A 26034-nucleotide genomic window follows, 5' to 3' on the forward strand; every position below is an offset into this window, starting at 1 on the left:
AAGCTATGGATTGTTAGCGATAACACTGGTAGGGGAGCATTGTGGTACGGCACCGAAGCCTGGGGGTGACCCTGGGTGGAGCGGCCACAAAAGCAAATGTAGGCATGAGTAACGATAAAGGGGGCGAGAAACCCCCTCGCCGTAAGACTAAGGGTTCCGTATTCGATGTTAATCAGAATCGGGTGAGTCGGGTCCTAAGGTGTAGCCGCCAGGCGAAGCCGATGGCAAACGGGTTAATATTCCCGTACCCGCCGTGCGCTAAAAGCGACGGAGGAGTGTAGGTGGTGCGTACTGACGGAATAGTACGTTGAAGGACCTCGTAAAAGGGTCCGATAGTACAGTCCCGATAACTATCGGGAGTGATAATCCACCGAAGCGCCTTCCAAGAAAGAGCGAGCATGAGCGGCCCGTACCGTAAACCGACACAGGTAGTCGAGGAGAGTATCCTAAGGCGCTCGAGTGATTCATGGCTAAGGAACTAGGCAAATTAGACGCGTAACTTCGGGAGAAGCGTCGCCCGTGTGTAAGAGCACGGGCCGCAGTGAAGAGGCCCAGGCGACTGTTTAGCAAAAACACAGGACTCTGCTAACTCGCAAGAGGAAGTATAGGGTCTGACACCTGCCCGGTGCTGGAAGGTTAAGGAAGGGGCTTATCCCGATAACTATCGGGAAAAGGTCTTAACTGAAGCCCCAGTAAACGGCGGCCGTAACTATAACGGTCCTAAGGTAGCGAAATTCCTTGTCGGGTAAGTTCCGACCTGCACGAATGGTGTAACGATCTGGGCACTGTCTCGGCCATGAGCTCGGTGAAATTGAAGTATCGGTGAAGATGCCGATTACCCGCAATGGGACGAAAAGACCCCGTGAACCTTTACTACAGCTTCACATTGCGTTAGGGTATACGATGTGTAGGATAGGTGGGAGACTGTGAAGCGGGCACGCCAGTGTCTGTGGAGTCGTCCTTGAAATACCACCCTTCGTATACTTTGACGCTAACTCTCGCGAAACGAGAGGACCGTGTGTGGTGGGTAGTTTGACTGGGGTGGTCGCCTCCTAAAGCGTAACGGAGGCTCGCAAAGGTACCCTCAGCCTGGTTGGTAATCAGGCGAAGAGCGTATAAGTATAAGGGTGCTTGACTGCGAGACTGACAAGTCGAACAGGTGCGAAAGCAGGCTTAAGTGATCCGGTGGTTCCGCATGGAAGGGCCATCGCTCAAAGGATAAAAGGTACTCCGGGGATAACAGGCTGATCTCCCCCAAGAGCTCACATCGACGGGGAGGTTTGGCACCTCGATGTCGGCTCGTCACATCCTGGGGCTGAAGAAGGTCCCAAGGGTTGGGCTGTTCGCCCATTAAAGTGGCACGCGAGCTGGGTTCAGAACGTCGCAAGACAGTTCGGTCTCTATCTATTGCGGGCGTAGGAATATTGCGGAGCGCTGTTTCCAGTACGAGAGGACCGGAATGGACGTACCGCTAGTGTACCGGTTGTGGCGCCAGCTGCAGTGCCGGGTAGCTATGTACGGCAGGGATAAGCGCTGAAAGCATCTAAGCGCGAAGCCCACTCCAAGATGAGTATTCCCGGGGAGTGATCCCCGAAGGGTCGCAGCAGATGACTGCGTGGATAGGCTGTAGGTGGAAGTGCGGTAACGCATGGAGCCGAGCAGTACTAATCGCCCGACCGCTTCCTTTATTTTTCTTAGACGCGTAAGCGAACGACAAAGCGTAGGTTAGCTCCGAGCTTCTAGGGCTTATGAGTAGTGAGTAAAGTATGTGGCAGCACGCTTGTGGAAAAGTCTACCTGCGGTAAGTAGGTAGCAGATGTAATTTGAGTAATCGGTCTACGGTTGAGTAGTGGATCGCAGGCACGAACGGCCGAACTACCAGGGTCGTGAAAAGGCCTGAAGCTCTCTTATCGAACTTGTTGATCGTTCATCAAAGGAACGGGCCGACTGTCCCTAGCTCCCTCTCCCCCGCCGGAGAGGGCGGGGGGAGCGGCCACGAAGACTTTGGTGGCTACAGCGGGCAGGATCACCTCTTACCATTCCGAACAGAGAAGTTAAGCTGCCCAGCGCCGATGGTACTTGGACTGGATCCCGGGAGAGTAGGTCGCCGCCAATTTTTATGGGAAGTCTCCCCGCTACGCTAGCGGGGGGGCTTCCGTCGTTTAGGGCAGGAGCGCCGGCTGCCGCCGCCGAGTCCCAGCTGGTCGTCCGCCGAATCCCCATCTTCCACGCATTCAGCCCGACCGTTCATGGCCCCCACTTCCACCTACTTCATCAGCTGTGATTGGGGCACCAGTAACCTTCGGTTGCGGGTAGTAGCCAGGCCATCACTCACCGTAGTGGCCCGGCACCGTTCTGACCTTGGTATCAAGCTTGTCCATGATCGCTTCCGGGCGTCGGGAGTGGTAAGCCGGTCGGAGTATTTCCTCAGTCAACTTCGCCAACAACTTAATGGGTTACCTGCGGAACACCGGCATCACACCGTGATCGTTTCGGGAATGGCCTCCTCCAGTATAGGTCTTAAGGAGCTTCCCTATGCCGAACTGCCGCTGGAGGGAGAGGGCGGGGGGTTGATCACTGAATGGTTGTCTTTCGACGCCATACAACGTCTGCTGCTGGTGAGTGGCGTGAGAACGACTGACGACATTATGCGGGGCGAGGAAACGCAGGCCATTGGGGCGCTGCCTCATTTTGCCGGTGGTAGTGGTACCCTTCTGCTTCCGGGCACCCACAGCAAGCACCTGTCGGTACATAGAGGCAAAATAGCCGTCTTTACGACCTACCTGACCGGAGAGCTGTTCGAGCTTCTGACTACACACAGCATCCTGGCCGCATCGGTAGAGCACGCTGACCTGGAGGCAAGTGGCACGCATCGGGCCGCCTTCCGGGAGGGCCTGCGTAAATCCGCCGGTGGGACACTTAGCAGTAAGCTGTTCGGTGTACGGGTAAGAGAGGTACTGAACAGTGCCGCCGCCACCGACAACTACTATTATCTGAGCGGACTGCTCATTGGAGACGAGATACGGGGGCTGACCCAGAGCAGGGATAGCGTACACCTGGTCGCGGAGGGCGTGCTGCTGGAGTTGTACCGCATGGCCCTGACGTATTACCTTCCCACCGCTTCCCTCACTTTCCACCACCAGGAGATCCTGCTCATCGGCGGGCAGTATAAATTACTCCAACGCCATGAACGACCAGCGTAGCGAACTAGACTCATTGCGAGAACTGCCCGTCATCGCTATCCTGAGGGGCTGGCCTACTGAAACCGTGCTACGGATTGCGGGAACGTGTGTAGCAACCGGCTTCACTACGGTAGAAGTAACGATGAATAGCCCCGAGGCCGAAACGTGTATCCGTCGGCTTACGGAACAGTTTTCCGAGCTGACCGTGGGGGCCGGTACGGTGCGCACCCGGCAGGAGATGAACCGTGCCCTCGGGGCGGGTGCCCAGTTCATTGTCACCCCCGTATTGGACCAGAGTCTGATCCGCCACTGCGTCCGGGAAGGTATACCTGTATTCCCGGGTGCTTTCAGTCCGACGGAGATTCACCAGGCTTGGTCGTGGGGCGCTACGGCCGTGAAGGTCTTCCCGGCCGATATGCTGGGGGCGGACTACCTGAGAGCCGTCCTTGCCCCACTGGACGACGTTAAGTTGCTGCCGACGGGTGGGGTGAACCACGCCAACGTGGGCACCTTCTTCGCGGCGGGTGCCACGGCGGTTGGAATGGGGGGCGGACTTCTGGACAAACGGATGATCAATTCCGATGACTTCTCCGCGCTGAGCAGCCATATGTTACGAATACGGGCTAGCCTCCCTACACTACGTTAAGCAGTTGCTTCCCGTCTCTCCGCACCTGCGGCCCCGCCCCTGCCCTAACCTCTTCCGCTTTCCTCAACCCGCTCGATCTTACCTACCAGCGTGCCGTAGCACACTACCCCCAGTAGGGCCATCCCGCTGATGAATACCAGCGCCGGGGCGAAGTCCCCATCCTGCGAGAGATAGCCGATCACGGTAGGAGTGATCACCGCCGCGAGCCCCCCGATGAAATTGAATACCCCGCCCACCAGGCCGATCAGTCGGCGGGGAGCTAGTAGGGATACGAACACCCAGGTGATGGATGCCAGACCGTTGCCGAAGAACGCTACGGCCAGGAAGAAGATGACCAGCGCGGTATCGTCGGTGTAATTGGCTCCGACGATCATGGTAGACAGCAGCATTCCCAGCATAATCGGCCCCTTGCGGGAAACCTCGGGGGATATGTTGTGGCGCACCAGGTAGTCCGATAGGAAACCCGCCAGTAACACCCCGCAGAAAGCGGCTAAAAAGGGGATGGCGGCCAGAAAACCGGATTTGATGAAGTCCAGCCCCCGAAATTCTACCAGATAGGTAGGGAACCAGGTAAGAAAGAAGATGAAGGTAGAGCCCAGGCAGAACTGCCCCAGATAGATGCCCCAGAGCTTACGGTGCACGAAGGCCTCCCGCAGATCGGTCAGGGTAAAATCTACGCGTCCCGCATTTGTGCCCCCAGTATCCACCAGCCCGCCGCCGCCTGCGATCAGGGCGATTTCCTCCGCATTCGCCCCGCCGTGGCGCCGGGGGTCGCGGTAGGTCAGGTACCAGACGACCGCCCAGATGAAGCCCACTACGCCGGAGAAGAAGAACAGCCCCCGCCAGCCGGCATAGGCCTGGATAGTTACCAGCAAGGGGGTAAGGAAGGCCAGCCCGATGAACTGCCCGGAGGTGTAGACCGCGATGGCCGAGGCCCGCTCCCGGTCGGGGAACCAGCTCGTGACGATCCTATTGTTGATGGGGTAGGATGGGGCCTCGAACACGCCGATGGCCGCCCGCAGCCCGATCAGTGCCGCTAGGGAATTTGCCAGTCCCTGCAGGAGGGTAGCCAGCGACCAGAGCACCAGGATCACCGGATAAAGCAGCCGCGCCCGGTAGTGATCAGCCAGGATACCCCCGGGTATTTGGAGGAGGGAATAGGTCACCCCGAAGGCGGAGAAGACGAACCCCAATTGTACCTTGGTAAGCTGCAACTCTTCTCCAAGGGCCGCCGCGGCAACGGAGATGTTGCTGCGGTCCATATAGTTGATGACTACGGTGGCAAAGATTAGCGCTAGGATGCCGTAGCGCTTACGGGTAGCCTTAGCCGGGGGCGCTACCATTCGGTAACCGAGCCATCGGGGTTGCGCCAGATCGGGTTCTTCCAGTTGTGCCCCTCGGCGGCCGCGGCGCGCACCTTATCCTCGTCGATCTCTATTCCCAGTCCGGGCTTTTCGGGTAGGGACACGTGGCCTTCCCGCAGGCCGAAGCCGTCCGCATCGAGAAGATAGTCCGTCAGATCGGCTCCGATATTGTAGTGGATGCCCAGGCTGGTCTCCTGGATGAGGGCATTCGGACAGTTGAAGTCGATCTGTAGCGCGGCGGCCAGGCTAATCGGTCCTAGGGGGCAGTGGGGCGCGATGGCTACGTCGTAGGCTTCAGCCATGCTGGCAATCTTTTTGACCTCGGAAATCCCTCCGGCGTGGCTCAGGTCGGGTTGTACGATATCGACCGTGCCCTGCTCGAATACCCGTTTAAAGTCCCACCGGCTGTACATCCGCTCGCCGGTAGCGATGGGTACGGTGGTGTGGGCGGCGATGGACTGTAGGGCGTCATTATTTTCGGCCAGTACGATCTCTTCGAAGAAATAGGGAGCGTAGGGTTCGAGCGCTCGTACGAGTGTCTTGGCCTGACCCTTGTGCACGCGGCCGTGCAGGTCCAGCCCGATCAGTACCTCATCGCCCACCGCCTCGCGTACGGCCGCCATCTTCGCAGCGGCATCGGCCACGGCCCGGGGGCTGTCGATCCAGCGCATACGCTCCACCGCGTTCATCTTTAGGGCGGTGAAGCCGGCAGCCACGCGGCGGCGGGCCGCCCCGGCCAGCTGCTCGGGGGTTTCCTCGTTGATCCAGCCGTAAATACGGACCCGGTCGCGCACCGCCCCACCCAGCAACTGGTAAACGGGCACCCCCAGAGCTTTGCCCTTAATGTCCCACAGCGCCTGGTCGATGCCGGAGAGCGCACTCATCAGCACTGGACCGCCGCGGTAGAATCCGCCGCGGTAGATCATCTGCCAGAAGTCCTCGATCCGGTGGGCGCTGTGACCGATGAGGTGTTCCTCGATCTCCCGGATGCAGGCTTCCACGGTAGCCGCGCGGCCCTCCACCACCGGCTCCCCCCAACCCACGATGCCCTCGGCTGTAGTCAGTTTCAGGAACAACCAGCGGGGCCGGACCCGGAAGAGTTCTACGCTTACGATCGCGAGGTCTTTGGCGGTCGGGATCATTGCCGATTCGGGTTTTTCTGATAAGCCAGGTATCTCCCCGTATAACTCTCCGCTACCCCAGCTAGCTCCTCCGGCCGGCCCTGAAACACTAGGTATCCCCCATCCCGGCCCCCCTCCGGACCCAGGTCGATCACGTAGTCCGCCGACTTAATCACGTCGATATTATGCTCCACGATTAGCACCGTATGCCCGTTTTCGACCAGCGCATTCAGCGCCGTCAGTAGCACGCGCACGTCATCGAAGTGCAGCCCCGTAGTAGGCTCATCGAAAATGAAGAGGATATGCTCTCCCGCCTTCTCCTTCGTCAGGAAGCTAGCTAGCTTCACGCGCTGCGCCTCCCCGCCGGAGAGGGTAGCGCTCGACTGTCCGAGCGTCACGTAACCCAGTCCCACATCCTGTAGGGGTTGAAGTTTTTTAGCAACGTCACTCTCCTCGACGAAGAACTCGATGGCCTCATCAATACTTAAATCGAGGATTTCGGCGATGTGCTTGCCGTTGTACTGTACGTCCAGGATCTCCTTCTTGAACCGAGCCCCGTTACACTCCTCGCACACCAGCCGCACGTCGGCCAGGAACTGCATCTCCACCACCTGCTCGCCCTCCCCCTTACAGGTGGGGCAACGGCCGCCATCTACATTAAAACTGAAGAAACTCGGTTTATAGCCCCGGATCTTCGCCAGTTGCTGCTTCACCATCAGATTGCGGATGGCATCGTAGGCCCCGACGTAGGTCACCGGATTGGAACGGCTACTCTTACCGATCGGGCTCTGGTTGACCATCTCCACCTGGGTGATCAGCTTCGTATCGCCCTCCAAACTGGTGAACGGACCGGGTGCCTGGGAAGTCCCCTCCCCTAGCTCGCGGCGCAGGGCGGGGTAGAGGATACCTTTAATCAAGCTCGTCTTTCCACTACCGGATACCCCGGAGACGACCGTGATGGCATTGAGTGGGATCTGCACGTCGATCTTCTTCAGATTATGCATCCGCGCCCCCGTCAACTTCAGCCAGTTCGTAAGGCGTCGACGCTCGGCTGGTGGCGCGATGGCCATCGTGCCATTCATGTACTTGGTGGTCAGGCTCTCCGTGGCCTCGTCGTAGATCGCCCCGTACGGGCCGGCAAAGATCACCTCCCCCCCGTATATTCCAGCCCTCGGCCCGATGTCGATCAGGTAGTCGGCCGCGGCGATGATCCCCTCCTCGTGCTCCACGACCAGTACAGTGTTGCCCAGGTCCCGCAGGCGTCGTAGCACCGCGACCAGTCGCTCCGTATCTCTAGGATGTAGACCTACGCTGGGCTCATCCAGGATGTACAGACTTGCCGTCAGATTACTACCCAGTGTGCGCGTCAGGTTGATGCGCTGGCTTTCTCCTCCCGAAAGCGTGTTACTCAGCCGATTGATCGTCAGGTAGCTCAGCCCCAGGTCCATCATGCTCTGTAGCCGGTTATTGATCTCTAGCAGCAGACGCCGGGCGATGGTCGTGTCGTGCTCGTTCAGCCTCAACTCCAGAAAGTGGCGCTGCAGCAGGTCGATGGGTAGATCGACCAACTCGGTGATCGCCTTGCCGTCGATCTTGACGTAGCCTGCTTCCTTCCGCAATCGCCCCCCCCGGCAGGTCGGACAAAGCGTACGCCCCCGGTAGCGGGCCAGCATCACCCGGTTCTGAATTTTGTACAGTTTCTTCTGTAGATCCTCGAAGAAGGCATGGATACCACCGACGTGCCGGTTCCCGTCCCAGAGCTCCCGCTTCTGCGCGTCGGTCAGGTCGCCGTAGGCTGTATGTACCGGGAAGTCAAAGCGGTTGGCCGCCCGCAGAAAGTTACGCTGCCACTCCCCGTAGGTATTGCCCGACCAGGGGGCCACGGCACCCTCGTACACCGAGAGACTCGGGTTTGGGATCACCTTATCCTCGTCGATCCCCATCGTGCGGCTAAAACCCTCACAGGTCGGGCAGGCCCCGAAGGGATTGTTGTAGTTGAACAGCGCGGGCGAGGGCTCCAAAAAAGTCATTCCGTCCAGGGCGAAGCGATTATTGAAAGCTTCCCACCTACCCCCCTCCTCACTCACGATCACCTCACCGTCCCCCTCCGTAAAGGCCGTTTGCACGGAGTCGGCAATCCGCTTCGTATTTTCCTCATCGTCGGCCCGCACCACGAAGCGGTCCACGAGCACCATCATTTCCTCCTCGGTCTCCAGGACGTTGAGCACCTTCTCCAGGCTCGGCCGGTCGGAGTTCAGCACATTATCGATCTGCTGGGGCTCATCGTCTACCAGGACGCGGGTGTAGCCCTTTTGCTGCAGCAGTTCGAGCTCGCGGCGCAGGGTGCGGTCGCCGTAGGTACGGGGTACCGGGGCGTAGAGGTATAGCCGGCTACCTTCCCCCCGGGAGGTGATGTAGTCCACCACGTCGGTCACCGTATGCCGCCTCACCTCCTCCCCGCTGATGGGGCTGTAGGTACGGCCCACGCGGGCGTAGAGCAGGCGCAGGTAATCGTAGATCTCGGTCAACGTGCCTACCGTAGAGCGCGCATTGGCCGTCGTGGTCTTCTGCTCGATGGCGATAGCTGGGCAGATGCCGCGGATGTAGTCTACCTCCGGCTTTTTCATCCGCATCAGGAACTGCCGGGCATAGCTACTCAGGGATTCCACGTAGCGACGCTGTCCCTCGGCAAACAAGGTGTCCATCGTGATACTCGACTTCCCGCTGCCACTCACCCCGGTTACCACCACCAGTTGGTTCTTGGGGATCGTGAGGTCTACATCCTTCAGATTATTGGCCTTTGCTCCTTTGATAAAAATAGCGGTACGCAGGTCAGCCGCCGTCTGCTCGTTTCGGTTCGTGGACATAGGGTGGGAACGAGCGGGCCGGGGGTGGGGTTTCGTGCACCAGGTGGCAAAGTGGGCGGGGCCGCAGGTGCGCACAACAGTAGATGGGCCGGTAAGTATGATACGGCGCACTTTATCCGTTCTATTCCGGTAATCCGACGTAGTGGGCTGTACTTTTGCGGCATTTCCTGCGAAAGACGCCTACCAAACTTCCCCTAACATACCCTATGAATCAAACCCTTACGTGAAGTACAGAACCGATATAGATGGGCTGCGGGCGCTCGCCGTAGTCTCCGTGATCCTTTTCCACCTAGGGTTTTTACCCAATGGCTATCTGGGGGTAGACGTCTTCTTCGTCATCAGTGGCTATCTGATTACCAGCATCGTATACCGGGAGTCGGAGCAGGATAAGTTCTCCATCACGCACTTCTACATGCGACGCATACGGCGCATCATTCCGTTGGTGCTCTTCATCACGGCGGTGGCCTTTGTACTGGGACTGTGGCTGATGCTACCGGACGATTTCGAGAACCTCTGCCAGGCCATCGTGGCATCCAATGTCTCGGCCAACAACATCCTGATGTACATCACCTCCTCCGACTACTGGGCGGTGAAGAATGACTACAAGCCACTGATGCACACCTGGAGCCTGGGCATCGAGGAGCAATTTTATCTGCTGTATCCCTTCCTGTTTTACTTCTTTAAGGGCAGTGGGGTACACCGGGTCAAATATATTCTTGTTGCGCTTACCGCCCTCTCCCTTGGTGCGTTTTTACTACAGGACAATGTAGCTGCCAAGTTCTACTTCATTCAGTACCGCTTCTTCGAGTTGGCTATCGGGGGACTGGGAGCCATCCTGTTCCGGGACGCCGTGGTAAAGAACTACCAAACGGGGCGGTTCCTGCTATACGCCCTCCTGGCCCTGGTGGCGGTGGTCCTATACTTCCCCATCATTCCCAGCAACGACGTAAAGGTACTGCTGACCACCATGCTGACCGTAGGGCTGCTGATTGTCGGTAAGGAGTACTTCGATAAGGATACCATCTACCTGGGACTGATGTCAAATCCGGTGGTCCGCTACATCGGCATGATCAGCTATAGCCTCTACATGTGGCACCAGCTCATCTTCGCCTTCGCCCGCTACGCCTTCCTGGACGAGATTACACCAGAGTGGGCCGTAGCGCTCTCCGCCCTCACCTTTGTACTTTCTGTCGCCACCTACTATGGCATTGAGAATACCTTCCGGCAGCGGCGGGTCATGGCTACCCGCACCGTACTGGTTACCACCGCCGCAGCCTTCCTGGTCACTACGGTAGGTGCCTTTTACGTATATACTTTAGGTGGGGTGATCCGGGACTACCCCGTGCTGGGGCTTACCAGTGCCGAGGTAGCTAAGGAGCAGAAATTCCTGAGTGGCGCGGGGGGCGGTATCCACATCCGCTACAACGAGCGCGTCCGCGAGCTCGACCGTGGCTTCGATGATCTGACTAAGATCAATACCCTGGTGATGGGTAACAGCTTCGGGCGCGACGCCGTCAATATTTTGCTCGAATCAAAGGTAGCCGATGAGCTCGAAGTACGTTACTTCGAGATCGGTAGGGCGATGGATGATGATTCCCTAGCCATTCGCATGCAACAGGCCGATAAGATATTCATTGGCGCTCAGGGCCCCCTGAGTAAGGACTGGTTCACTGAGCTCGAGCAACGCTACGGCTTTCAAATAGATCGCCACAAGATTTGGATCATCGGTACTAAGGACTTCGGCTTCAGTAGCGGTATCCACTACAACCGCATCGATGCCGATACCGATTTCACCACCTACCGTACCCGCATGGAGGACCACGCCACGGTGCGCAATGAGGCTCTGAAAGCCGAATGGCGGGATCGTTACATTGACCTCATCGACCTCCTGGGTGATCAGCACGGCGACATTCTGGTCTTTACCCCCGAGGGCAAGCTCATCAGTCAGGATACCGAGCACCTCACTAAGTATGGGGCCCAGTACATCGCGCGGCGCCTGGATGACCGGCTGAAGGCGATTGTGGAGGGCTAGCATTCTCCAGTCCCTCTGCACCTGCGGCCCCGCCCCCTTGATTATTGCGGCTGTGCTACTAGCTCAGTACATCCACCTTCCCGGAGTCCAGGTTGTAATAGGCCGGTACGATGCGCACCTTCCCTGCTTCTACCGCCTGGCGGATGATACTGCTGCGCTCCTTCAGTTCCCTGGCGGTTAGGCGGGCGTTCTCCTTTACGACCTCGTTGACCGAGGCGCCGTCGGGGGCCGCTTTAATGGCCGGCGTGATATGGCCGACCAGGTGGTTGAGGTTCTCCCCGTTATCGCCTCCTTTCATAGCGGCGGTGACCGCTCCGCAGCTTTCGTGGCCGAGAACCATGATGATGCCCGTACCCAGGTTGGCTACGGCATACTCGATGCTGGCAATGGACGAGCTATTGGCGATGTTCCCGGCCACCCGGATTACGAATAGCTCACCTAAACCGGCGTCAAAGGCAAACTCCGGCACCACGCGGCTATCGGCGCAGCTCAGGATGATGGCATAGGGCTGCTGGCCGGAGGTGAGCGCACTGCGGCGATTAGAATCCTGGAGCTGGCCATCGAGCTTATCGTCGACGAAGCGGGCGTTGCCTTCCTGGAGGCGGGTGAGGACTTGATCCTGGGTCATGGGGGTATATGGTTGGTTGGTGATGGTGGTACGGTAAGGGCGGCAATATGTTTAATCCACGGACTAACAGGGTGTAGCCAAAAGTACCCAGTGGCCGAACCAATGGCTGGGGCTTTCGGTAGAATGGCAAACATCCAACCAACTGACTATGAACCGACTAGCCAACAAAGTAGCCCTCGTGACGGGCGGTGCCACGGGCATCGGCGAGGCGATCTCCAAACTCTTTGCCCGCGAGGGCGCGCGCGTAGTAGTCGCAGGCCTACCCGATGATCCGGTCGACAAGGTCGCCAACGAAATCCGGCAGGCGGGCGGTGATGCCATCGGCTTTACCGGCGACATTAGCTTCCTGGAAGTGGCCGAAGAATGCGTACAGCGTACTACGGATACCTACGGACAACTAGACATCCTGATCAACAACGCCGGCGTGTTCGTCGAGACTAATGAGGTGCAGGACTACACGGAGCATGCCTTTGACTACATGCTGCGCAACAATGTGCGTTCTACCTTCATCATGACCAAGGCCGCGTTGCCCGCCCTGCAAAAAACGAAAGGAAACATCGTCATCGCCGGCTCCGAGGCGGGCGTGCTCGGTATCCCGCAAAATGCGGCCTACGGTGGCACCAAGGCCTTCAACATGGCCTTTGCGAAGGGGGTAGCGGGCGAGCAGGCGGCCCACGGGGTGCGCTGTAACGTCGTCGGCCCCGGACCCATCGACACCGCCTGGACCCACAAGGAGACCGGCCCGATGAACAAGAAGATGGAGAAGCTCAACAAACAGGCTAACCTAATGGGCCGCCGCGGCACGCCGGAGGAGGTCGCCAACGTGTACCTTTTCCTGGCCTCCGACGAGGCGAGCTACGTGACCGGTGCCGTGTACATGGTCGACGGCGGCATTACCATTGGTAAGGGACCCGTAGGTGACCAGGCCGCTAGCTCCTTCAAGGAGCAGCCGGAGCAGGACCTCAATCTGCAACACGGGATGGAGGGACATACCGCCATCCGCTAAGCCTAAATGAGAAAGGTCCGACACCGGGAGGTGTCGGACCTTTTTTCATTATGATAGGGCAGGGTGCTAGATCTCGTTGGCCGCCTCGATCAGTGTTTGGCCGAGTTGGCTGATCTTTTGCGCATCGGTGCCACTGGCCTTGTCGGCAAAGGCGACGGTGTGCTGACCTACGGAGTCGAGCTTCTGCCGGAGCTCCAGACTGTCGGGGTCGTCGCTGCTGGTGAGCATGCCCTCTAGCTCACGGAGCTCGGTGGCTAGATTCTCCAGAGCGGGATCGTTGGTCTCATTGAGGGTAGTGATCCAGCTGTTGATGTTGGTGGAGGCATTGGGTTTTGCCTGCTGTAGCCCCTGGTCGAGGGAGTCAATGGTAGCGTCGAGCTGTGCAGTGTGTGCCATAGTACTTAGTTGATTTGGTTACGAGGGAAAGAGTTATAAACGAATTATTGTTCAACTAATTAACCTAAACGCATTTGTTAGAATATCGTGAACAAATGACGGCCCGTACAAACCTTCCCCACGAGTTGTCCTATTTACCGATCGACTCGGCAGCATCCGAAAGCTTACGCCCGAGCTGCATGAGCTTATTGGAGGTCAGTCCCTCGGCGCGTCCGGCGGCAGCGGTGGTCTGTTGACCGAGCGAGCTCAGTAGCTGCTTGACCTGGTTGCCATTCACGGTATCGGCACCGAGGGCGCTCTCAAGCTGCTGCAAGTCTTCGGCGATGCGCTTTTGTGCCTGATCGTTGCTGCTGCTGAGGTTATCGATCCAGTTGCGGATGTTGGTAGAAGCGCCGGTCTTTGCCTCACTGAGGTCCTGGTCGAGGGCGTCGATGGTGGCGTCTAGGTTGGTCGGGTCATTGGTTGCCATAGGTAGGGTGTTTACCATGGCAATGGACTAAAGGGGATTTCGGTTCATCCCACTACTCACTTCCCCTGCGTGTCCACCGTGTTAATAAAATCGATCAGCCCCGCGAAGTAGCGTTCCTGGTCGTCGTACATCGCCATGTGGCTTCCCTCGGGCAGGTAGAGCGAGTGGCCGTTGGGGAGTTGCTCGGCCATTTTAGCCATATACTGGGGGTCCATCGTATCGTACTCCGCCCCGATGCATAACGTGGGTACGGTAAGCTGCTTCAGGTCGTCGAAGCGGTCCCAGTCTTCTAGCACCGCCCCCTCACGGATACCGAACTCGCTCGGCCCCTGCATGGCCAGGTAGATGTCGTAGCTCAGGTCGCCGAAGCCCCGCAGCACCGGTTCGGGCCAATCCGCGGCCGGCATGCGCAGCACGTGCTCGGGATAGTAGGTGGTCATCAGCAGCTCCTCGTAGCGGGGATTGGCGTAGTCCTCGGCGGCCTCTAGGTCGCGGATCTCCTTGCGCACGGCGGGGTCGAGCTGCGCACCCAGCACCTCCTCGGCGTAGCGGTTGTACTCCGGCACGGAGGCCATCATATTAGATATGATAAGCCCCTTCAGATTCTCGCCGTGGGCGAAGGCATACTCCAGGGCCAGGATACCGCCCCAGGAGTGCCCCAGCAGGTAGAAGTTGTCGGCATCCAGTCCCAGTGCCGTGCGCACCTGCTCCACCTCGCTGACGAAGCGGTCGATCGTCCACAGGCTCGGGTCGTTTGGTTTGTCACTGTAGCCGCTTTCCAGTTGATCGTAATAGTAGTACTCGATGCCCGCCCCCGGCAGGTAGCTATCGAAGGCCTCGAAGTAGGCATGGTTGCCGCCCGGACCGCCGTGGAGCAGCAGCACCTTCTTACGGGGGTTGTTGCCCACCCGCTTGGTCCACACCCGGTACTCGCCGCTGGGCGTCGTGATCGGGATCATCTTCACGCCGCCGGAGAGGAGGTCGTCGCGGCCGGTGTTATCGTAGTAGGCGAATGAATCGTCTTCGGCATTGGCCACCGTGGCGGGCGGGGTGGGGGAGCAGGCGGTGAGTACTCCGAGGAAAACTAGGTAGCGTAGCATGGTTTAAGATTTGCAGTAAAGTACAATGCTGCCTCCGGCAGCGGTAGCAAAATGCAGCCTCCGGCTGCGCTGGGGTACAGAGCCGATTGCATTATTCCAAGACCTGCTCCACTTCCCGTCTCACTCTGGTCGCCGCCAAGGCGGCTCTCGCAGCCAGAGGCTGCTACGTCTGCCGCTGCCGGAGGCAGCATTGTACTACGCATCCCCCGCCTTGGCTTTATCTTGGCCGTATGCCCCGTTTGGACCACTACTCACTAGTACGCTACTGGATTGCCGCCCTGGCCTGCCTACTGCCCTGCACCGCAAGCACTCAGATAATCCTAGACGTCACCCAAACGATCTACTTCACCCCCGGCACCCCCCGCGATGGCTATTACGTAGGACTGAGCACCCCCCTGGCTTCCCCGCGGCAAGGCGTGACGGTCATTACTCTAAGTCCCGCGCCCACCGCCGTACTTGAAGACAGTAGCTTCTTCGAATGGCAAACTCCAGCGACCGATAGCGTACACCTCACCTACCGGATCGTAGCCAACCCCCTGCCGGAGTGGGGAAGCCCGCCCGCAGTTACGGATACACTACGCGAGCTAGCCGACCCCGCCACCTACGTCCTACCGCCGCTGCCCCGCACCGAAGTCGGTCAGACAGCACTCGGCAAGGCCGCTCGCGAAGATGTAACGGCCACCGTAGAGCGCCTCCTCAGGGTGCTACGCCGCACTAAAGCCGTCCGCGATCCGGAAAACTTTAACCTGGAGCAGCCCCTGCTCGAAGACTTCTTCCGCGGCCAGACCACCCCCCGCCGCAAGCATGAACTGCTTTCCCTGGGGCTGCAGTACCATGGCATCGCCCACCGCCTGGTGTCGGGCAAAGTGCTCCGCTTTGGCACGGTGCTGGAAAACCAGCTCTGGGCCGAGGTGCAGGTCAACCATCGCTGGAGCCGCATCGACCTGGCCGAGCGCGACGACTACCTGCGTGAGAATTCGGTATACCTGAGCTGCTCCTACGACTACCGCAATTTTTCGTTTACGGTGGTGGGCCCCGAAGTAGTCGACTGGCGGGGGGAATACCAGGAGACCCTCCTCAAGTTGTGGGATGCTAAGGACCGGGCGCTGGCAAAGGAAGACTACCCCCTGGCCCTGAGCTACCTTGATACCGTGCTGCAATATGCTCCTAAACTGCTCGTAGCGGTTGCCGAAAAAGGGCTAGTGGTCGTGCAGGCGGGCGATACCCTCACCGGTATGAAGTACCTACAGTACGTGCTTAACAACGCGAAGCAGGACGACGATAAGGCCATGGCTTACCTGCAGCTCGCTAAGTATTATGCCCTGACCGAAGATACCGAGCAGGTCCTGCAGGCGCTGGCTAGGTCCAATACCTTTGCACCCCTTACCCTGCAGGTCGTGTACAACGACCTCCGCTTCACCCCCCTACTGGAAAACGCGAGACTGCTACGACGACTCCGAGACCTCTACCCCGAGCCAACGGTGTATACCGAGGAAGAATAGACCCAGCAGTGAGCTCTACCCTCCACCTCATCGGCGGCACCTCCCATACCGGCAAGACCGCCCGCGCTACGGAGCTTTCCCGCACCCTGGGAATTCCTTTCCTATCCACGGACTACCTAGCCAAGCATCCGGGCCGACCCTGGCGCAACCCCCCGGAGGAAGTACCGCCGAACGTAGCCGAGCATTACCGTACCCTAGCTCCCGGTAAACTCCTCGCTAACATGCTGGACCACTACCGACTGACCGTGTGGCCGTTGGTGTTGCAGGTGCTGGCAGACTATCAAAAGAAAGACCGAGCAGTGATTGTAGAGGGCTCCGCCGTACTACCGGGACTGGTAGCTGCATTAGAGCTACCCAATGCCGAAGCCCACTGGCTTACCGCAAGCGAGGGTACTCTACAGCGGCGCATCTACGCAGCGGCTAATTACCCAACCCGCACTCCGCCACAATGTTACTTGGTAGACAAGTTCCTGACCCGTACCCTACGGTTCAATACCTACCTACGGGAGCAGACCGCTCACTACGGCTACGAACTGGAAACCTAAGATGTTGCCTACCTTGACCGACCTATGAAGACCCTCCTCACCGGCAGCTGCCTCTTCCTGAGCGTACTGCTCTATGCCCAGACCTTCCCCGATGACTGGTACGGCAGCTGGCGGGGCGACCTGGCGATCTGGCGGGCCGGTCAGCAGGTGGATACCGTGCCGATGGAATTCGAGCTCAGTCTGGCCGATACGGGCGGCATCAACTACATCATCCGCTACCTGCCCGAGGGTAGGCCGGTCGATGAGCGCAGCTACCTGCTCCAGTCGGTCGACTCCACCGCCGGGCACTACGTCATCGACGAGCGCAACGGCATCCTGCTCGACGAGTACCTGGTCGATAACTGCCTCTACAGCCGCTTCGACGTCATGGGCAGCGACCTGCTCGCCCGGATCTGTTATACTGCTCAGGACACGTTGGAGTACGAGATCACCGGCGGTCCGGTAGGTCCCATTCGGGAGTCAGGGGCTACCACCGTGGGCAGCGATACCATTCCTCCAGTACGTGCCTACCGCATCGGCAGCGTCACGAAGGCTAAACTCTACCGGGAAGAATAAGTACCATACTGCTCACAAATCGTACGTCGTGCATCCAAAATCGTAAATCATAAATCCCCCATGCCCCTAGCTATACACAACTGGATGCGTGCCGAGCCCCTCGCAGCCACCCTGGCCCGCATTGCCCCCCTGGGGTATGAGTACCTGGAAATACAGGGTACGCCGGCCGATTACGATACCACGGAAGTACGCGGTCTCCTGAAGCAGTACGGCATCAAGTGCTGGGGCTCAGTAACGCTCATGCTCGGTACCCGTAATCTGCTGGCGGTAGACGAGGCCGAGCGCGCCGCCTCCGTACAGTACGTAAAGGACATCATCACCATGGTCAAAGAGCTCGACGGGCGGATGGTCAGCGTAGTGCCCGGCACGGTAGGAAAGATCATGCCCGGTGCCCGACCCGAGGAGGAGTGGGAGTGGGCGGTGGCCTCGATGCAGGAATGCTACGAGTTCGCGCAGGCGGCCGGTGTGCGGCTCGGTATCGAGCCCATCAACCGCTTCGAGACCTATTTCGTCAATCGCGGCGATCAGGCCCTGGCGCTGGCCGAGGCGACCGGACCGGACTGTGGCGTCTGTCTCGACATCTTCCACATGAACATCGAGGAGCAGGACCCCCACGACACGATCCGCCGGGCGGGAGATCGCCTCGTAGGCTTCCACGTTGCGGAAAATAACCGCATGGCCCCGGGTATGGGGAGCATCGACTGGCCGGCGCTAGTGAGCACGCTGAAGGAAGTAGGCTTCACCGGCCCGCTCTCCGTAGAGTTCGCCGCCCCGGTCGACCGCACCCCCGCCAATCCCTACCCCGGCAACATCGACACCGACCCGCAGGGACTTACCGAGGAGGCCCGCAAGTTCCTGGAGGACCACGGCAGCTCGGCCCTCACCGAGGAGTTTTACACGATGCTCACCCGTACCTCCGCCGAGACGCTGCTACCCTTGCTATGAAGATTAAGGCCATCAACGCTTACTGGCTGCGCTGTCCCATCCCCCCGGGCCGGCAGTGGCGCTCGGACTACGGCCACCTCACCCACTTCGATATGACGCTAGTGGAAGTGGTCGACGAGGGCGGAATGACCGGCTACGGCGAGGCGAAGGCTGCTGTCGGAGCCACCGGGGCCTGCGCCAGCATCGTCACCTGCATCGAGCAGGAGCTTGCTCCCCAACTTGTTGGACAAGAAGCCAGCAACATCACCGCAGTGTGGGATACGGTCTACAATGGCAGCCGCTACCACTACGCCCGCGACCGGGGTCGGGTCTTTCCTATTCTAGGGAACCGGGGCACTACGGTCTCCGCCCTGAGTGGCATCGACACCGCCCTCTGGGACCTGAAGGGTAAGCGCCTCGACCTCCCTGTCGTCGAATTACTAGGGGGTGCATGCCGTGAGTCCATGGCCTGCTACGCCAGCGGCGGCTGGGCCGACGGGGATGCCCTCGGCGATCAGCTCAAGTCCTATGTAGACCACGGCTACGGCGGCATCAAGATGCGGGTGGGAGTCATGGACCACACCGTCCGCCACACCATAGCCCGTACCGAGGTGGCCCGCAAAGCCCTTGGCCCCAGTATCGACATTATGGTCGACGCCCACGGCACCTTCTCCGTTACCGAGGCCCGCCGCTACGCTCGCCTGACTGAGGATCTTGATCTGTACTGGTTCGAAGAGCCCGTGACTTCTGATAACAAGACCGGCACCGCCGAGATCCGTCGCGGTACCACCACCCCGATCGCTGCCGGTGAAAGCGAATTCACCCGCTTCGACTTCCGCGACCTCATCACTGCAGGGGCCGTCGACGTACTTCAGCCCGACTGCGCCATCGTGGGCGGTATCACCGAGGCTCGCCGTGTGGCCGCCCTCGCCGAGACCTACCAGCTCGAGCTTGCCCCCCACTGCTGGGGTTCTGCATTTAGCTTCATGGCGGGGGTGCATTTGGCCTTCAGCAGCTCCTCGGCGCACTATATTGAGCATTCATTGGGCGGCAATCCGCTACTGTATGACCTAGTCAAGGAAGCACCGGTGGTAAAGGATGGACGGATAAGGGCTCCGCAACGGCCGGGATTGGGGGTGGAGGTGGATGGAGAGTTTATTCGTAAGTTTCGGGTGTAGTTGTTGAGTTGTCGCATTTATGAGTTGTCGCGTTGTGGGGATGCTCGCTTCGCTCGTCTTGGTATATCAGCGCAGCCGGAGGCTGCATTTTGCTGGCGCGGCCGGAGGCCGCTTTGTACTTTGTTTGCACCTGCGGCCCCGCCCAACTGCCACACCTATAACGCCCGCAACGCAACAACGCAACAACCCAACAACTCCCCAACCCAACAACCTTCCCCCTTGGAAATCAACCACGTCACCCTCATCGTAGACCACCTCGAAGAAGCCGCCGCCTTCTACGAGCACGAAATGGGCCTGCAACCCATCCCGGCCTTTGTGTTTGACTACCCCACGGCCTTTTTCCGTATCACCGATACCACCCAGTTGCACCTGAGCGAGTGGGAGGATACGCGCTCGTTTCGGGGCCACCTCTGCCTGCGCGTCGATGACTTCTCGGAGATGTACTGGCGCTTCAAGCAGCAGGGGCGCATCGATGTTACGCCCTGGGGGAAGGTGCGCCGGCTGCCCGACGGGGCCATGCAGGCCTTCATCCGCGACCCGGCCGGCAACCTGCTGGAGCTTACCTCCTACCCGGAGGCGGAGATCGACCCGAAGATATTTGAAGAGGAGCTCTACCAGGAGGGACTGTACGTGAGTGGCCGCAACGATTTCCGCGGTTATAAGGCTGAAAACGCGACTCTTTACCACCCACCCGTCCCCGAATGAAGCCGACCGTATTGTTTTTAGAATCCGTCGATCCGGCGGCCTATACCTTGCTACCGTCTGAGGATTACGGAGTCATACTACCCGGAGTAGAGTCCGTCGATTATGGTGCAGTAAACGCCATCGTCACCCGTGGCAAGGGGGAAGTGGACCGACCGCTCATCGACCGCTGCCCGGCCCTGCGGGTGATTGTGCGTTGTGGGGTGGGGGTCAACAACATCGACGTAGACTACGCCACCACCCACGGCGTCCAGGTACTCAACGTGCCGGGGGTGAACGCGGCCACCGTTGCCGAGCACACCCTGGGCCTCATGCTTATGCTGGTGCGCGGCATGTACCGCCTGGTGCAAGAGGTCAAGCAGGGCAACTGGGATTACCGCACCACCTACGCCGGCAAGGAACTACGTGACCTTCGACTAGGCATCGTAGGCCGCGGCGACATCGGTAAGCGGGTGGGCGGGGCCGCAGGTGCACTACACATGGAGGTGAGCTACGCACGCCGTCACCGGGGCGATACCGCGGAGGGTCACCTCCCGCTAGTCGACCTCCTGGCACAGAGCGACGTGGTAAGCCTGCACGTACCACTGACCTCCGAGACCCACAACCTCATTGATGCGGACGCCCTGGCGCGGATGCAGCCCGGTAGTTACCTGATCAACACCGCCCGCGGCGAGATTGTGGATGCCGCCGCGCTGCTGGATGCGTTGGAGCGTGGGCAACTGGCGGGTTACGCGAGCGATCTGCTTTCTGGGGAGGGGGAGGTGCAGCGGCGGCTCGTAGCCCACCCTGGCGTACTGATCACCCCCCATGCGGCCAGTCTGACGGCGCTTACGTTTCGGGAGCTTTCGGAGCGGGGGGTGCGGCACGTGGTGGAGTATTTGGGGGGTGGGGCGATCGGGGTGAAGTATCGGGTGAATATGCTGTAATCTACCGCTGCAACAAAAAGAAAAGGACCGCTTTCCGGAGATAAGCGGTCCTTCGATGCTTCTAGAGGTAGTGGAAGTGTACCGTCCCTACTACTGGTAGCCAGGATTTTGGTCGGCCTGGGAAACCATAGGATTGTTAGTAATCTCATCCTGTGGAATGGGAAGTACAAACTTGCCTTCTTTATATCCCAGAATGGCTTCAGCATTAACGATGCCGGCGGCGTGCCAGCGACGTAGGTCACGACCGCGCACCTGCTCGCTCATCAGTTCTACCTCACGCTCCTTGATGACGGCGGCCATCAGTTCGTCGGTTGAACCATTAGCAATACCTGAATCATCCAGATTAGGCGCACCGGCGCGAGCACGTACTTGGTTGATGAGGCTACGAGCCTTATCCAGATCACCGTCGGTGCGAACTTCGGCTTCGGCCAGCAGCAGCAACACGTCGGCATAGCGCATTAGGATGAAGTTGGTGTTGGAAAGGCGAAAGCCACCGGGTACCTCTTTGTAGTAGACACCGTACTTGTAGAAGTTGGCCCAGATCTCTTCTCCGTTGTATTCAATGGGATCGCTGTTGCGATTCAGGACGAATTCCTCCGTGCCACCCAGGTACGTTTGACCCTCAATGATGATGGTCTCGGCAAAACGGGGGTCGGTGTACCTATCTCCCTTAACCTCGGAGGCAAAAGCATTGAGAGCCTCCGAAGAGGGAATGATGTTACGCCAGAACGGGCCGTACTCCTGGGCACGGGCAGAACGGGAGTTACCACCCCCCCAGTTAGAGTCACCGGCATCGTCCCAGTTGTACGCACCGTTTTGGGCGAAGACGACTTCGAAAAGAGACTCCGGAGTGAAATAATTTTCCTCCGTGAAATTGTCCCCAAAATTCTCATTCAGGGAGTACTTACCGGAATCGACAATCTGCTGTAGAATTGGTTTGGCACCGGCTACATTGCCCGATTGCATCAGGCTACGGGCCAGAAAACCCATGGCGGCGCCCTTTGTGGCTCGGCCAATCTCGGAACCGGGCCGGTCCTCAGGCAGGTTATCCATGGCGAAGCGGAGGTCAGACTGGGCCTGAGCAAAAACGGCGTCACGCTCGGAGATGGGAGCGTATTCATCAAGGCTCAGGGCACGCGTGGTATAGATGGGTGCTCGGCCCCATAGGGTGGCTACTTCGTTGTACGACCAACCCCGGAGGAACTTGGCCTCGGCTTCCAAATTAAGCTTGGTTGCATCGTCTACCGTCTCGTTGCCGGCAATACCGTCGAGCGCAGTATTCATGCGGTGGATCATATCGTAGTGCGCATCGAAGTGCTGACGGATCACCAAGCTAGAAGCGTTCTGTTGACCTACTACGAGCAGGGGCTCGATCTGGTTAGCGGACGTAGCCAGGTGGTCATCATCCATCTGATCGTGGATGAAGTAGTAGTGCCGCAGTGTCATGTGCTGCGAACGGAGCGAGGCATACCCACTGAGCACGGCCGTCTCTAGCTGCCCGGCGTCCTGAAAGAATTTATCGGGGGTGACCAGGTTAGGGTTGAGCTGCACCAGATCGTCTTCGTTGCAAGCGAAACTGATGACCAGTAGCAGGCCCAACGAGAGGAGTAGTTTTATTCGCATGATAGGAATGTTTTATAGCGGGATCGGTAGGCGCAATCTTCAGGAGATCTGCCTACCGACGTTAAATGTAGTGTTATAAAATGGAGCACGGACTAGTTGGAGCTAGTATGTCCGTTAGAAGCCAACCTGGGCTCCGATCAGGAACGTTTTGGCCTGGGGGTAGCGTCCATTGTCGAAGCCCACCAGTCCCTGGCTTATCTGACCGATTTCGGGATCAAGTCCGCTGTAGCCGGTAAGAGTGAACAGGTTTTGTGCACTTAGGTAAACGCGCAACTTTGACACGGCGGCTCCTTCACCGAAGGGAACCGTGTAACCGAGGGTAACGTTACGCAGCCGTAGGTAGGATCCATCCTCCAAAAAGCGGTCTGACATCCGGCGGTTCCGGTTGGGGTCGTTTAGTGCTATACGAGGAATGTCGGTGTCCTGGTTCTCCGGGGAGAAACCATTGAGGCGATCGGGCGAGCCATTAAACAGGCGCTGGGTCTGACTCAGAAGCGAGGCAAAACCGTTGTATATATCGTTGCCCTGGCTACCGGCGAAGAACAGACTGGCGTCGAAGTTTGAGTAGTACCCCTTGAAGGTGAAGCCGTAGGTAAAGTCGGGCAGGTACTTGCCGATGATGACCCGGTCGTCGTTGTTAATGACGTTATCTCCATTAGTATCTACGAATTTAACGTCACCAACGGCAGCATTCTCCTGGAAGGGGGAGTTTTCGAGTTCCTGCTGGGTGCGGAACAGTCCATCAGTCTTGAAGCCATAAAAGCTGAATACCGGGTCACCAACACGGGTGATGGTAGGGGGTAGGTCGGAGGTAAATCCCTGGCCTACCTGATTCTGACCAAGTAGAATCTCACCGTCCTCCACAGCCAGTCGCTTCACCTCGTTCGTGTTCGAGCTAACGTTGGCACTTACCTCCCAGCGGAAGGCATTGGAGCGGTTGCTGATGTACTCGCCCTGAAACTCGATGCCGGTGTTACTCATGGCACCTACGTTCTGACTGGTTCCATCGGGACCCAAAGAGGGGGCAATGGGAACGTCGAGAATTAGGTTGTCTACCTGACGGTCGTAGTATTCAGCGCTGAAGTTCAGTCGGTTATTGAGGAAGCCGACGTCAATACCAATGTTAGCCATATCGGTGATCTCCCAGCTAAGTTCCCTATTTTCAAGCGCATCAATGTAGCAACCAATTACCGGACTCTCGCCACCAACCACAGCACCCTGTGAGCAAATCACGGGCGCCTGGAAGGTGTAAGCTCCCAGTCCGATACTACCCGTACGGCCGTAGCTGGCGCGTAGTTTCAGCGTTGATACGGCGGTGTTTTGCATGAATCCTTCCTCACTAATGCGCCAGGCCAGGGCGGCGGCGGGGAAAATCTCCGTGTTGTTACCCGGAGCGAAAATCGAGGAACCGTCGCGACGGAAGCTTACCGTAAGCAGGTAGCGACCCAGATACCCATACGTGGCACGGCCTAGAAATGACTGGAGTACCCCTTGAGTACGGTTGCTCTGACCGACAATATCCTTCGCTCCCAATACAACGTTGATCTCATTCGTGGTCTGGTTGCCCTGTACACGTACGTAGTAGCCGTAGTTTTCCTGAATCTCCCCTACCAGCGTAGCGTTGATGGTGTGGTCACCCAGGATCCGGTCGTAGCTCAACTGCGCTTGGTACAGCGGTGAGTAGTCGGTCGATCGCTCCTCAGTGATTTGGTTTAGGTCCCGGCTCACCGTAGACTGGTAGATCGGCTGCTGGTTGTAGCCACGGAACACGCTGTAGTTAGCTCCAAAAAGCACCTTCGCAGTCAAGCCTTCGAGCAGGTCGTACTCCAAGAAGGCAGTGCCCAGCGTTTTGAATACCCGGTTATTATTCTGAATAAAGAGAGCTGCCAGCAATGGGTTGCGCGGGTCAGCACTGTCAAGACCCTGCTGGGCGCCATTGAAACCACCGATGTTATTGGGGTTGCGGGAAGGCAGGTAAGGAATAGACTGTACGGCATTGACCAGCAGGTTACCCTCTTCCAGTTGCCGATCATCGTTAACCAACAGTAGGGTTTGTCCGAAGCGGAACTTCCCGTTAGCGGATAGATCGTGCTTACTGTTGATGCGAAAGTTGTAACGCTCGTAACCACCGCCCACGATAATACCTTCCTGCTTGAAGTAACCGAAGCTGGAGTAGAACGAGCTACGCTCGCCACCGCCCGAAATATTGAGGGAGTTCTGTGTCATCAGACCGTCCTGGAATAGCTCGTCCTGGTAGTCCACATCGATGTCGCGGTAGGCCAGGTTAGTGCCCGGGGCGATCTCGTTCAGGTCGCGCGCAACGGGGTTACCGGAGATGATCTCGGCGTAGCGTAGGTAGTCGGGCGTACTCATGGTCTCGTACCGCTTGTTCTGGGTCTGTACGCCTACGGTGGTTTCGAAACCGAGTCTAATGGGGGAATTCTTGCTACCCGATTTGGTTGTGATCAGGATTACACCGTTGGAGGCACGCGAACCGTAAATCGCCGTAGACGAGGCGTCCTTCAGCACGGTAGTGCTCTCGATGTCGCGCGTATCGAACTGGTTATAGCCACCGGCACTTGGGATACCGTCGACTACGATGAGCGGGCCGGAGCCGAAACTGATCGAGCCGATACCCCGCACCTGTACCTGGGGTGCCTCACCGGGCGCACCGCCGGCGATAACCTGTACGCCAGCTAGGCGGCCCTGTAGGGCCTCACCCAGACTGGGGGTAGTAATCTCCGAAAGCGTCTCACCGCCTACCGAGCTGATGGCCCCGGTGACCGACTCGCGGTTTTGACTGCCGTAGCCGAGCACGACGACCTCATCGAGGAGGCCGGCATCGTTGCCTAGGGTAACGTTGATGACTGCCTGGCCGTCAACTGGTATCTCCTGAGCGGCAAAACCGATGTAGGAATACCGTAGCGTAGCATCGGCATCCGCCGTAATGCTGTATGTGCCATCCAGGTCAGTAACCGTACCGGAACTGGTACCTACCACGATCACGTTCACGCCGGGTAGGCCCAGCCCGGAATCATCAACCACCGTGCCGGTGACCGTGCCCTGGGCCCAGGCCACACTACTTAGGAGCATTAAAAATAGGAGAAGGCTTACGCCTTGGTAGCATCTTCTTTGCATAGATCAATTGGTTTCAATATACTAATGAGGACAGAACTTACCCGGCCTGCCGGCCTGCCGCAACTTTCATCCACCCCGCTAAGGGCTCTGAAATGTACGACGATTTCTGAATTCCGCTAGCGAGAAGTAC

General features: G+C 58.6%; 20 protein-coding genes and 2 rRNA genes (1 of these 22 cut by a window edge). 13 read left to right on the top strand and 9 right to left on the bottom strand.

Annotated elements, in window-relative coordinates; all coding sequences use genetic code 11:
- The 4 genes from ACOOHD_RS16660 to ACOOHD_RS16675 all read left to right on the top strand — a co-directional run.
- Window positions 1–1688 (top strand): 23S ribosomal RNA (locus tag ACOOHD_RS16660) (it extends 1213 nt beyond the left edge of the window).
- A gap of 315 nt (window positions 1689–2003) precedes the next feature.
- Window positions 2004–2116: ribosomal RNA gene (gene rrf, locus ACOOHD_RS16665) — 5S ribosomal RNA — on the top strand.
- 133 nt (window positions 2117–2249) lie between these two features.
- On the top strand, window positions 2250–3203 hold the full coding sequence (locus ACOOHD_RS16670; RefSeq protein ID WP_420459005.1) for a 2-dehydro-3-deoxygalactonokinase: 954 nt from the start codon (window positions 2250–2252) through the stop codon (window positions 3201–3203).
- Complete coding sequence (locus ACOOHD_RS16675) at window positions 3187–3828, top strand: bifunctional 4-hydroxy-2-oxoglutarate aldolase/2-dehydro-3-deoxy-phosphogluconate aldolase (RefSeq protein ID WP_420459006.1); 642 nt, start codon at window positions 3187–3189, stop codon at window positions 3826–3828. Before ACOOHD_RS16670 ends, ACOOHD_RS16675 begins: the two co-directional genes overlap by 17 nt.
- Window positions 3829–3872: 44 nt before the next feature.
- Here ACOOHD_RS16675 and ACOOHD_RS16680 read toward each other — a convergent pair whose 3' ends face one another.
- Genes ACOOHD_RS16680 through uvrA form a run of 3 tightly spaced genes read right to left on the bottom strand, consistent with a single transcriptional unit; the run spans window position 3873 to window position 9180 of the window.
- Window positions 3873–5171, bottom strand: a complete 1299-nt coding sequence (locus tag ACOOHD_RS16680; protein WP_420459007.1) for an MFS transporter — start codon at window positions 5169–5171, stop codon at window positions 3873–3875.
- Window positions 5165–6334 (bottom strand): galactonate dehydratase, encoded by a 1170-nt coding sequence (gene dgoD, locus ACOOHD_RS16685; RefSeq protein WP_420459008.1) that lies wholly within the window; start codon window positions 6332–6334, stop codon window positions 5165–5167. Before dgoD ends, ACOOHD_RS16680 begins: the two co-directional genes overlap by 7 nt.
- Complete coding sequence (uvrA, locus tag ACOOHD_RS16690; RefSeq protein WP_420459009.1) at window positions 6331–9180, bottom strand: excinuclease ABC subunit UvrA; 2850 nt, start codon at window positions 9178–9180, stop codon at window positions 6331–6333. The genes dgoD and uvrA overlap by 4 nt, the downstream gene beginning before the upstream one ends.
- A 223-nt stretch (window positions 9181–9403) precedes the next feature.
- Between uvrA and ACOOHD_RS16695 the strand changes: the two genes are divergently transcribed.
- Window positions 9404–11212 carry an acyltransferase family protein gene (locus ACOOHD_RS16695; RefSeq protein WP_420459010.1) on the top strand — a complete coding sequence of 603 codons (1809 nt, stop codon included), beginning with the start codon at window positions 9404–9406 and terminating at the stop codon, window positions 11210–11212.
- A gap of 58 nt (window positions 11213–11270) precedes the next feature.
- On the opposite strand, the gene ACOOHD_RS16700 is transcribed toward ACOOHD_RS16695, so the two are convergent.
- On the bottom strand, window positions 11271–11840 hold the full coding sequence (locus ACOOHD_RS16700; RefSeq protein WP_420459011.1) for a carbonic anhydrase: 570 nt from the start codon (window positions 11838–11840) through the stop codon (window positions 11271–11273).
- Window positions 11841–11988: 148 nt separating this feature from the next.
- Between ACOOHD_RS16700 and ACOOHD_RS16705 the strand changes: the two genes are divergently transcribed.
- The gene (locus tag ACOOHD_RS16705; RefSeq protein ID WP_420459012.1) at window positions 11989–12846 is read left to right on the top strand and encodes an SDR family NAD(P)-dependent oxidoreductase; all 858 of its coding nucleotides are present in this window, start codon (window positions 11989–11991) and stop codon (window positions 12844–12846) included.
- A 66-nt stretch (window positions 12847–12912) separates the two neighbouring features.
- Here ACOOHD_RS16705 and ACOOHD_RS16710 read toward each other — a convergent pair whose 3' ends face one another.
- From ACOOHD_RS16710 to ACOOHD_RS16720, 3 genes are all read right to left on the bottom strand, one after another.
- The gene (locus ACOOHD_RS16710; RefSeq protein WP_420459013.1) at window positions 12913–13242 is read right to left on the bottom strand and encodes a hypothetical protein; all 330 of its coding nucleotides are present in this window, start codon (window positions 13240–13242) and stop codon (window positions 12913–12915) included.
- A 130-nt stretch (window positions 13243–13372) separates the two neighbouring features.
- Window positions 13373–13711, bottom strand: a complete 339-nt coding sequence (locus tag ACOOHD_RS16715; RefSeq protein ID WP_420459014.1) for a hypothetical protein — start codon at window positions 13709–13711, stop codon at window positions 13373–13375.
- Window positions 13712–13767: 56 nt separating this feature from the next.
- Window positions 13768–14811 (bottom strand): proline iminopeptidase-family hydrolase, encoded by a 1044-nt coding sequence (locus ACOOHD_RS16720; RefSeq protein WP_420459015.1) that lies wholly within the window; start codon window positions 14809–14811, stop codon window positions 13768–13770.
- 230 nt (window positions 14812–15041) lie between these two features.
- On the opposite strand from ACOOHD_RS16720, the gene ACOOHD_RS16725 reads away from it, so the two are divergent.
- The 7 genes from ACOOHD_RS16725 to ACOOHD_RS16755 all read left to right on the top strand — a co-directional run bounded on the left by ACOOHD_RS16725 (window position 15042) and on the right by ACOOHD_RS16755 (window position 21143).
- Window positions 15042–16313, top strand: coding sequence for a tetratricopeptide repeat protein (locus tag ACOOHD_RS16725; protein ID WP_420459016.1), 1272 nt, complete (start codon window positions 15042–15044; stop codon window positions 16311–16313).
- A gap of 8 nt (window positions 16314–16321) precedes the next feature.
- Window positions 16322–16858, top strand: coding sequence for a hypothetical protein (locus ACOOHD_RS16730; protein ID WP_420459017.1), 537 nt, complete (start codon window positions 16322–16324; stop codon window positions 16856–16858).
- A gap of 24 nt (window positions 16859–16882) precedes the next feature.
- Window positions 16883–17413 (top strand): hypothetical protein, encoded by a 531-nt coding sequence (locus ACOOHD_RS16735; RefSeq protein WP_420459018.1) that lies wholly within the window; start codon window positions 16883–16885, stop codon window positions 17411–17413.
- A 60-nt stretch (window positions 17414–17473) separates the two neighbouring features.
- The gene (locus ACOOHD_RS16740) at window positions 17474–18358 is read left to right on the top strand and encodes a sugar phosphate isomerase/epimerase family protein (RefSeq protein WP_420459019.1); all 885 of its coding nucleotides are present in this window, start codon (window positions 17474–17476) and stop codon (window positions 18356–18358) included.
- Window positions 18355–19515, top strand: a complete 1161-nt coding sequence (locus ACOOHD_RS16745; RefSeq protein ID WP_420459020.1) for a mandelate racemase/muconate lactonizing enzyme family protein — start codon at window positions 18355–18357, stop codon at window positions 19513–19515. The genes ACOOHD_RS16740 and ACOOHD_RS16745 overlap by 4 nt, the downstream gene beginning before the upstream one ends.
- A 219-nt stretch (window positions 19516–19734) precedes the next feature.
- On the top strand, window positions 19735–20220 hold the full coding sequence (locus tag ACOOHD_RS16750) for a VOC family protein (RefSeq protein ID WP_420459021.1): 486 nt from the start codon (window positions 19735–19737) through the stop codon (window positions 20218–20220).
- Window positions 20217–21143, top strand: a complete 927-nt coding sequence (locus ACOOHD_RS16755) for a 2-hydroxyacid dehydrogenase (RefSeq protein ID WP_420459022.1) — start codon at window positions 20217–20219, stop codon at window positions 21141–21143. Before ACOOHD_RS16750 ends, ACOOHD_RS16755 begins: the two co-directional genes overlap by 4 nt.
- Before the next feature lie 90 nt (window positions 21144–21233).
- Here the strand turns inward: ACOOHD_RS16755 and ACOOHD_RS16760 are convergent, their stop codons facing one another.
- Complete coding sequence (locus ACOOHD_RS16760) at window positions 21234–22766, bottom strand: RagB/SusD family nutrient uptake outer membrane protein (RefSeq protein ID WP_420459023.1); 1533 nt, start codon at window positions 22764–22766, stop codon at window positions 21234–21236.
- A 114-nt stretch (window positions 22767–22880) separates the two neighbouring features.
- The gene (locus ACOOHD_RS16765; RefSeq protein WP_420459024.1) at window positions 22881–25859 is read right to left on the bottom strand and encodes a SusC/RagA family TonB-linked outer membrane protein; all 2979 of its coding nucleotides are present in this window, start codon (window positions 25857–25859) and stop codon (window positions 22881–22883) included.
- Window positions 25860–26034: the final 175 nt, after the last annotated feature.

This window comes from Neolewinella sp. (assembly GCF_965214665.1).
GTDB lineage: Bacteria > Bacteroidota > Bacteroidia > Chitinophagales > Saprospiraceae > Neolewinella.

What these genes read in the sequence shown, in the direction of transcription:
- ACOOHD_RS16745 (WP_420459020.1), top strand. Translation starts at nt 18,355, where the DNA reads ATGAAGATTAAGGCCATCAACGCTTACTGGCTGCGCTGTCCCATCCCC.
- ACOOHD_RS16725 (WP_420459016.1), top strand. Translation starts at nt 15,042, where the DNA reads ATGCCCCGTTTGGACCACTACTCACTAGTACGCTACTGGATTGCCGCC.
- ACOOHD_RS16705 (WP_420459012.1), top strand. Translation starts at nt 11,989, where the DNA reads ATGAACCGACTAGCCAACAAAGTAGCCCTCGTGACGGGCGGTGCCACG.
- ACOOHD_RS16715 (WP_420459014.1), bottom strand. Translation starts at nt 13,711, where the DNA reads ATGGCAACCAATGACCCGACCAACCTAGACGCCACCATCGACGCCCTC.
- ACOOHD_RS16680 (WP_420459007.1), bottom strand. Translation starts at nt 5,171, where the DNA reads ATGGTAGCGCCCCCGGCTAAGGCTACCCGTAAGCGCTACGGCATCCTA.
- ACOOHD_RS16760 (WP_420459023.1), bottom strand. Translation starts at nt 22,766, where the DNA reads ATGCGAATAAAACTACTCCTCTCGTTGGGCCTGCTACTGGTCATCAGT.
- ACOOHD_RS16710 (WP_420459013.1), bottom strand. Translation starts at nt 13,242, where the DNA reads ATGGCACACACTGCACAGCTCGACGCTACCATTGACTCCCTCGACCAG.
- ACOOHD_RS16700 (WP_420459011.1), bottom strand. Translation starts at nt 11,840, where the DNA reads ATGACCCAGGATCAAGTCCTCACCCGCCTCCAGGAAGGCAACGCCCGC.
- ACOOHD_RS16755 (WP_420459022.1), top strand. Translation starts at nt 20,217, where the DNA reads ATGAAGCCGACCGTATTGTTTTTAGAATCCGTCGATCCGGCGGCCTAT.
- ACOOHD_RS16720 (WP_420459015.1), bottom strand. Translation starts at nt 14,811, where the DNA reads ATGCTACGCTACCTAGTTTTCCTCGGAGTACTCACCGCCTGCTCCCCC.
- uvrA (WP_420459009.1), bottom strand. Translation starts at nt 9,180, where the DNA reads ATGTCCACGAACCGAAACGAGCAGACGGCGGCTGACCTGCGTACCGCT.
- ACOOHD_RS16740 (WP_420459019.1), top strand. Translation starts at nt 17,474, where the DNA reads ATGCCCCTAGCTATACACAACTGGATGCGTGCCGAGCCCCTCGCAGCC.
- ACOOHD_RS16765 (WP_420459024.1), bottom strand. Translation starts at nt 25,859, where the DNA reads ATGCTCCTAAGTAGTGTGGCCTGGGCCCAGGGCACGGTCACCGGCACG.
- ACOOHD_RS16675 (WP_420459006.1), top strand. Translation starts at nt 3,187, where the DNA reads ATGAACGACCAGCGTAGCGAACTAGACTCATTGCGAGAACTGCCCGTC.
- ACOOHD_RS16735 (WP_420459018.1), top strand. Translation starts at nt 16,883, where the DNA reads ATGAAGACCCTCCTCACCGGCAGCTGCCTCTTCCTGAGCGTACTGCTC.
- dgoD (WP_420459008.1), bottom strand. Translation starts at nt 6,334, where the DNA reads ATGATCCCGACCGCCAAAGACCTCGCGATCGTAAGCGTAGAACTCTTC.
- ACOOHD_RS16670 (WP_420459005.1), top strand. Translation starts at nt 2,250, where the DNA reads ATGGCCCCCACTTCCACCTACTTCATCAGCTGTGATTGGGGCACCAGT.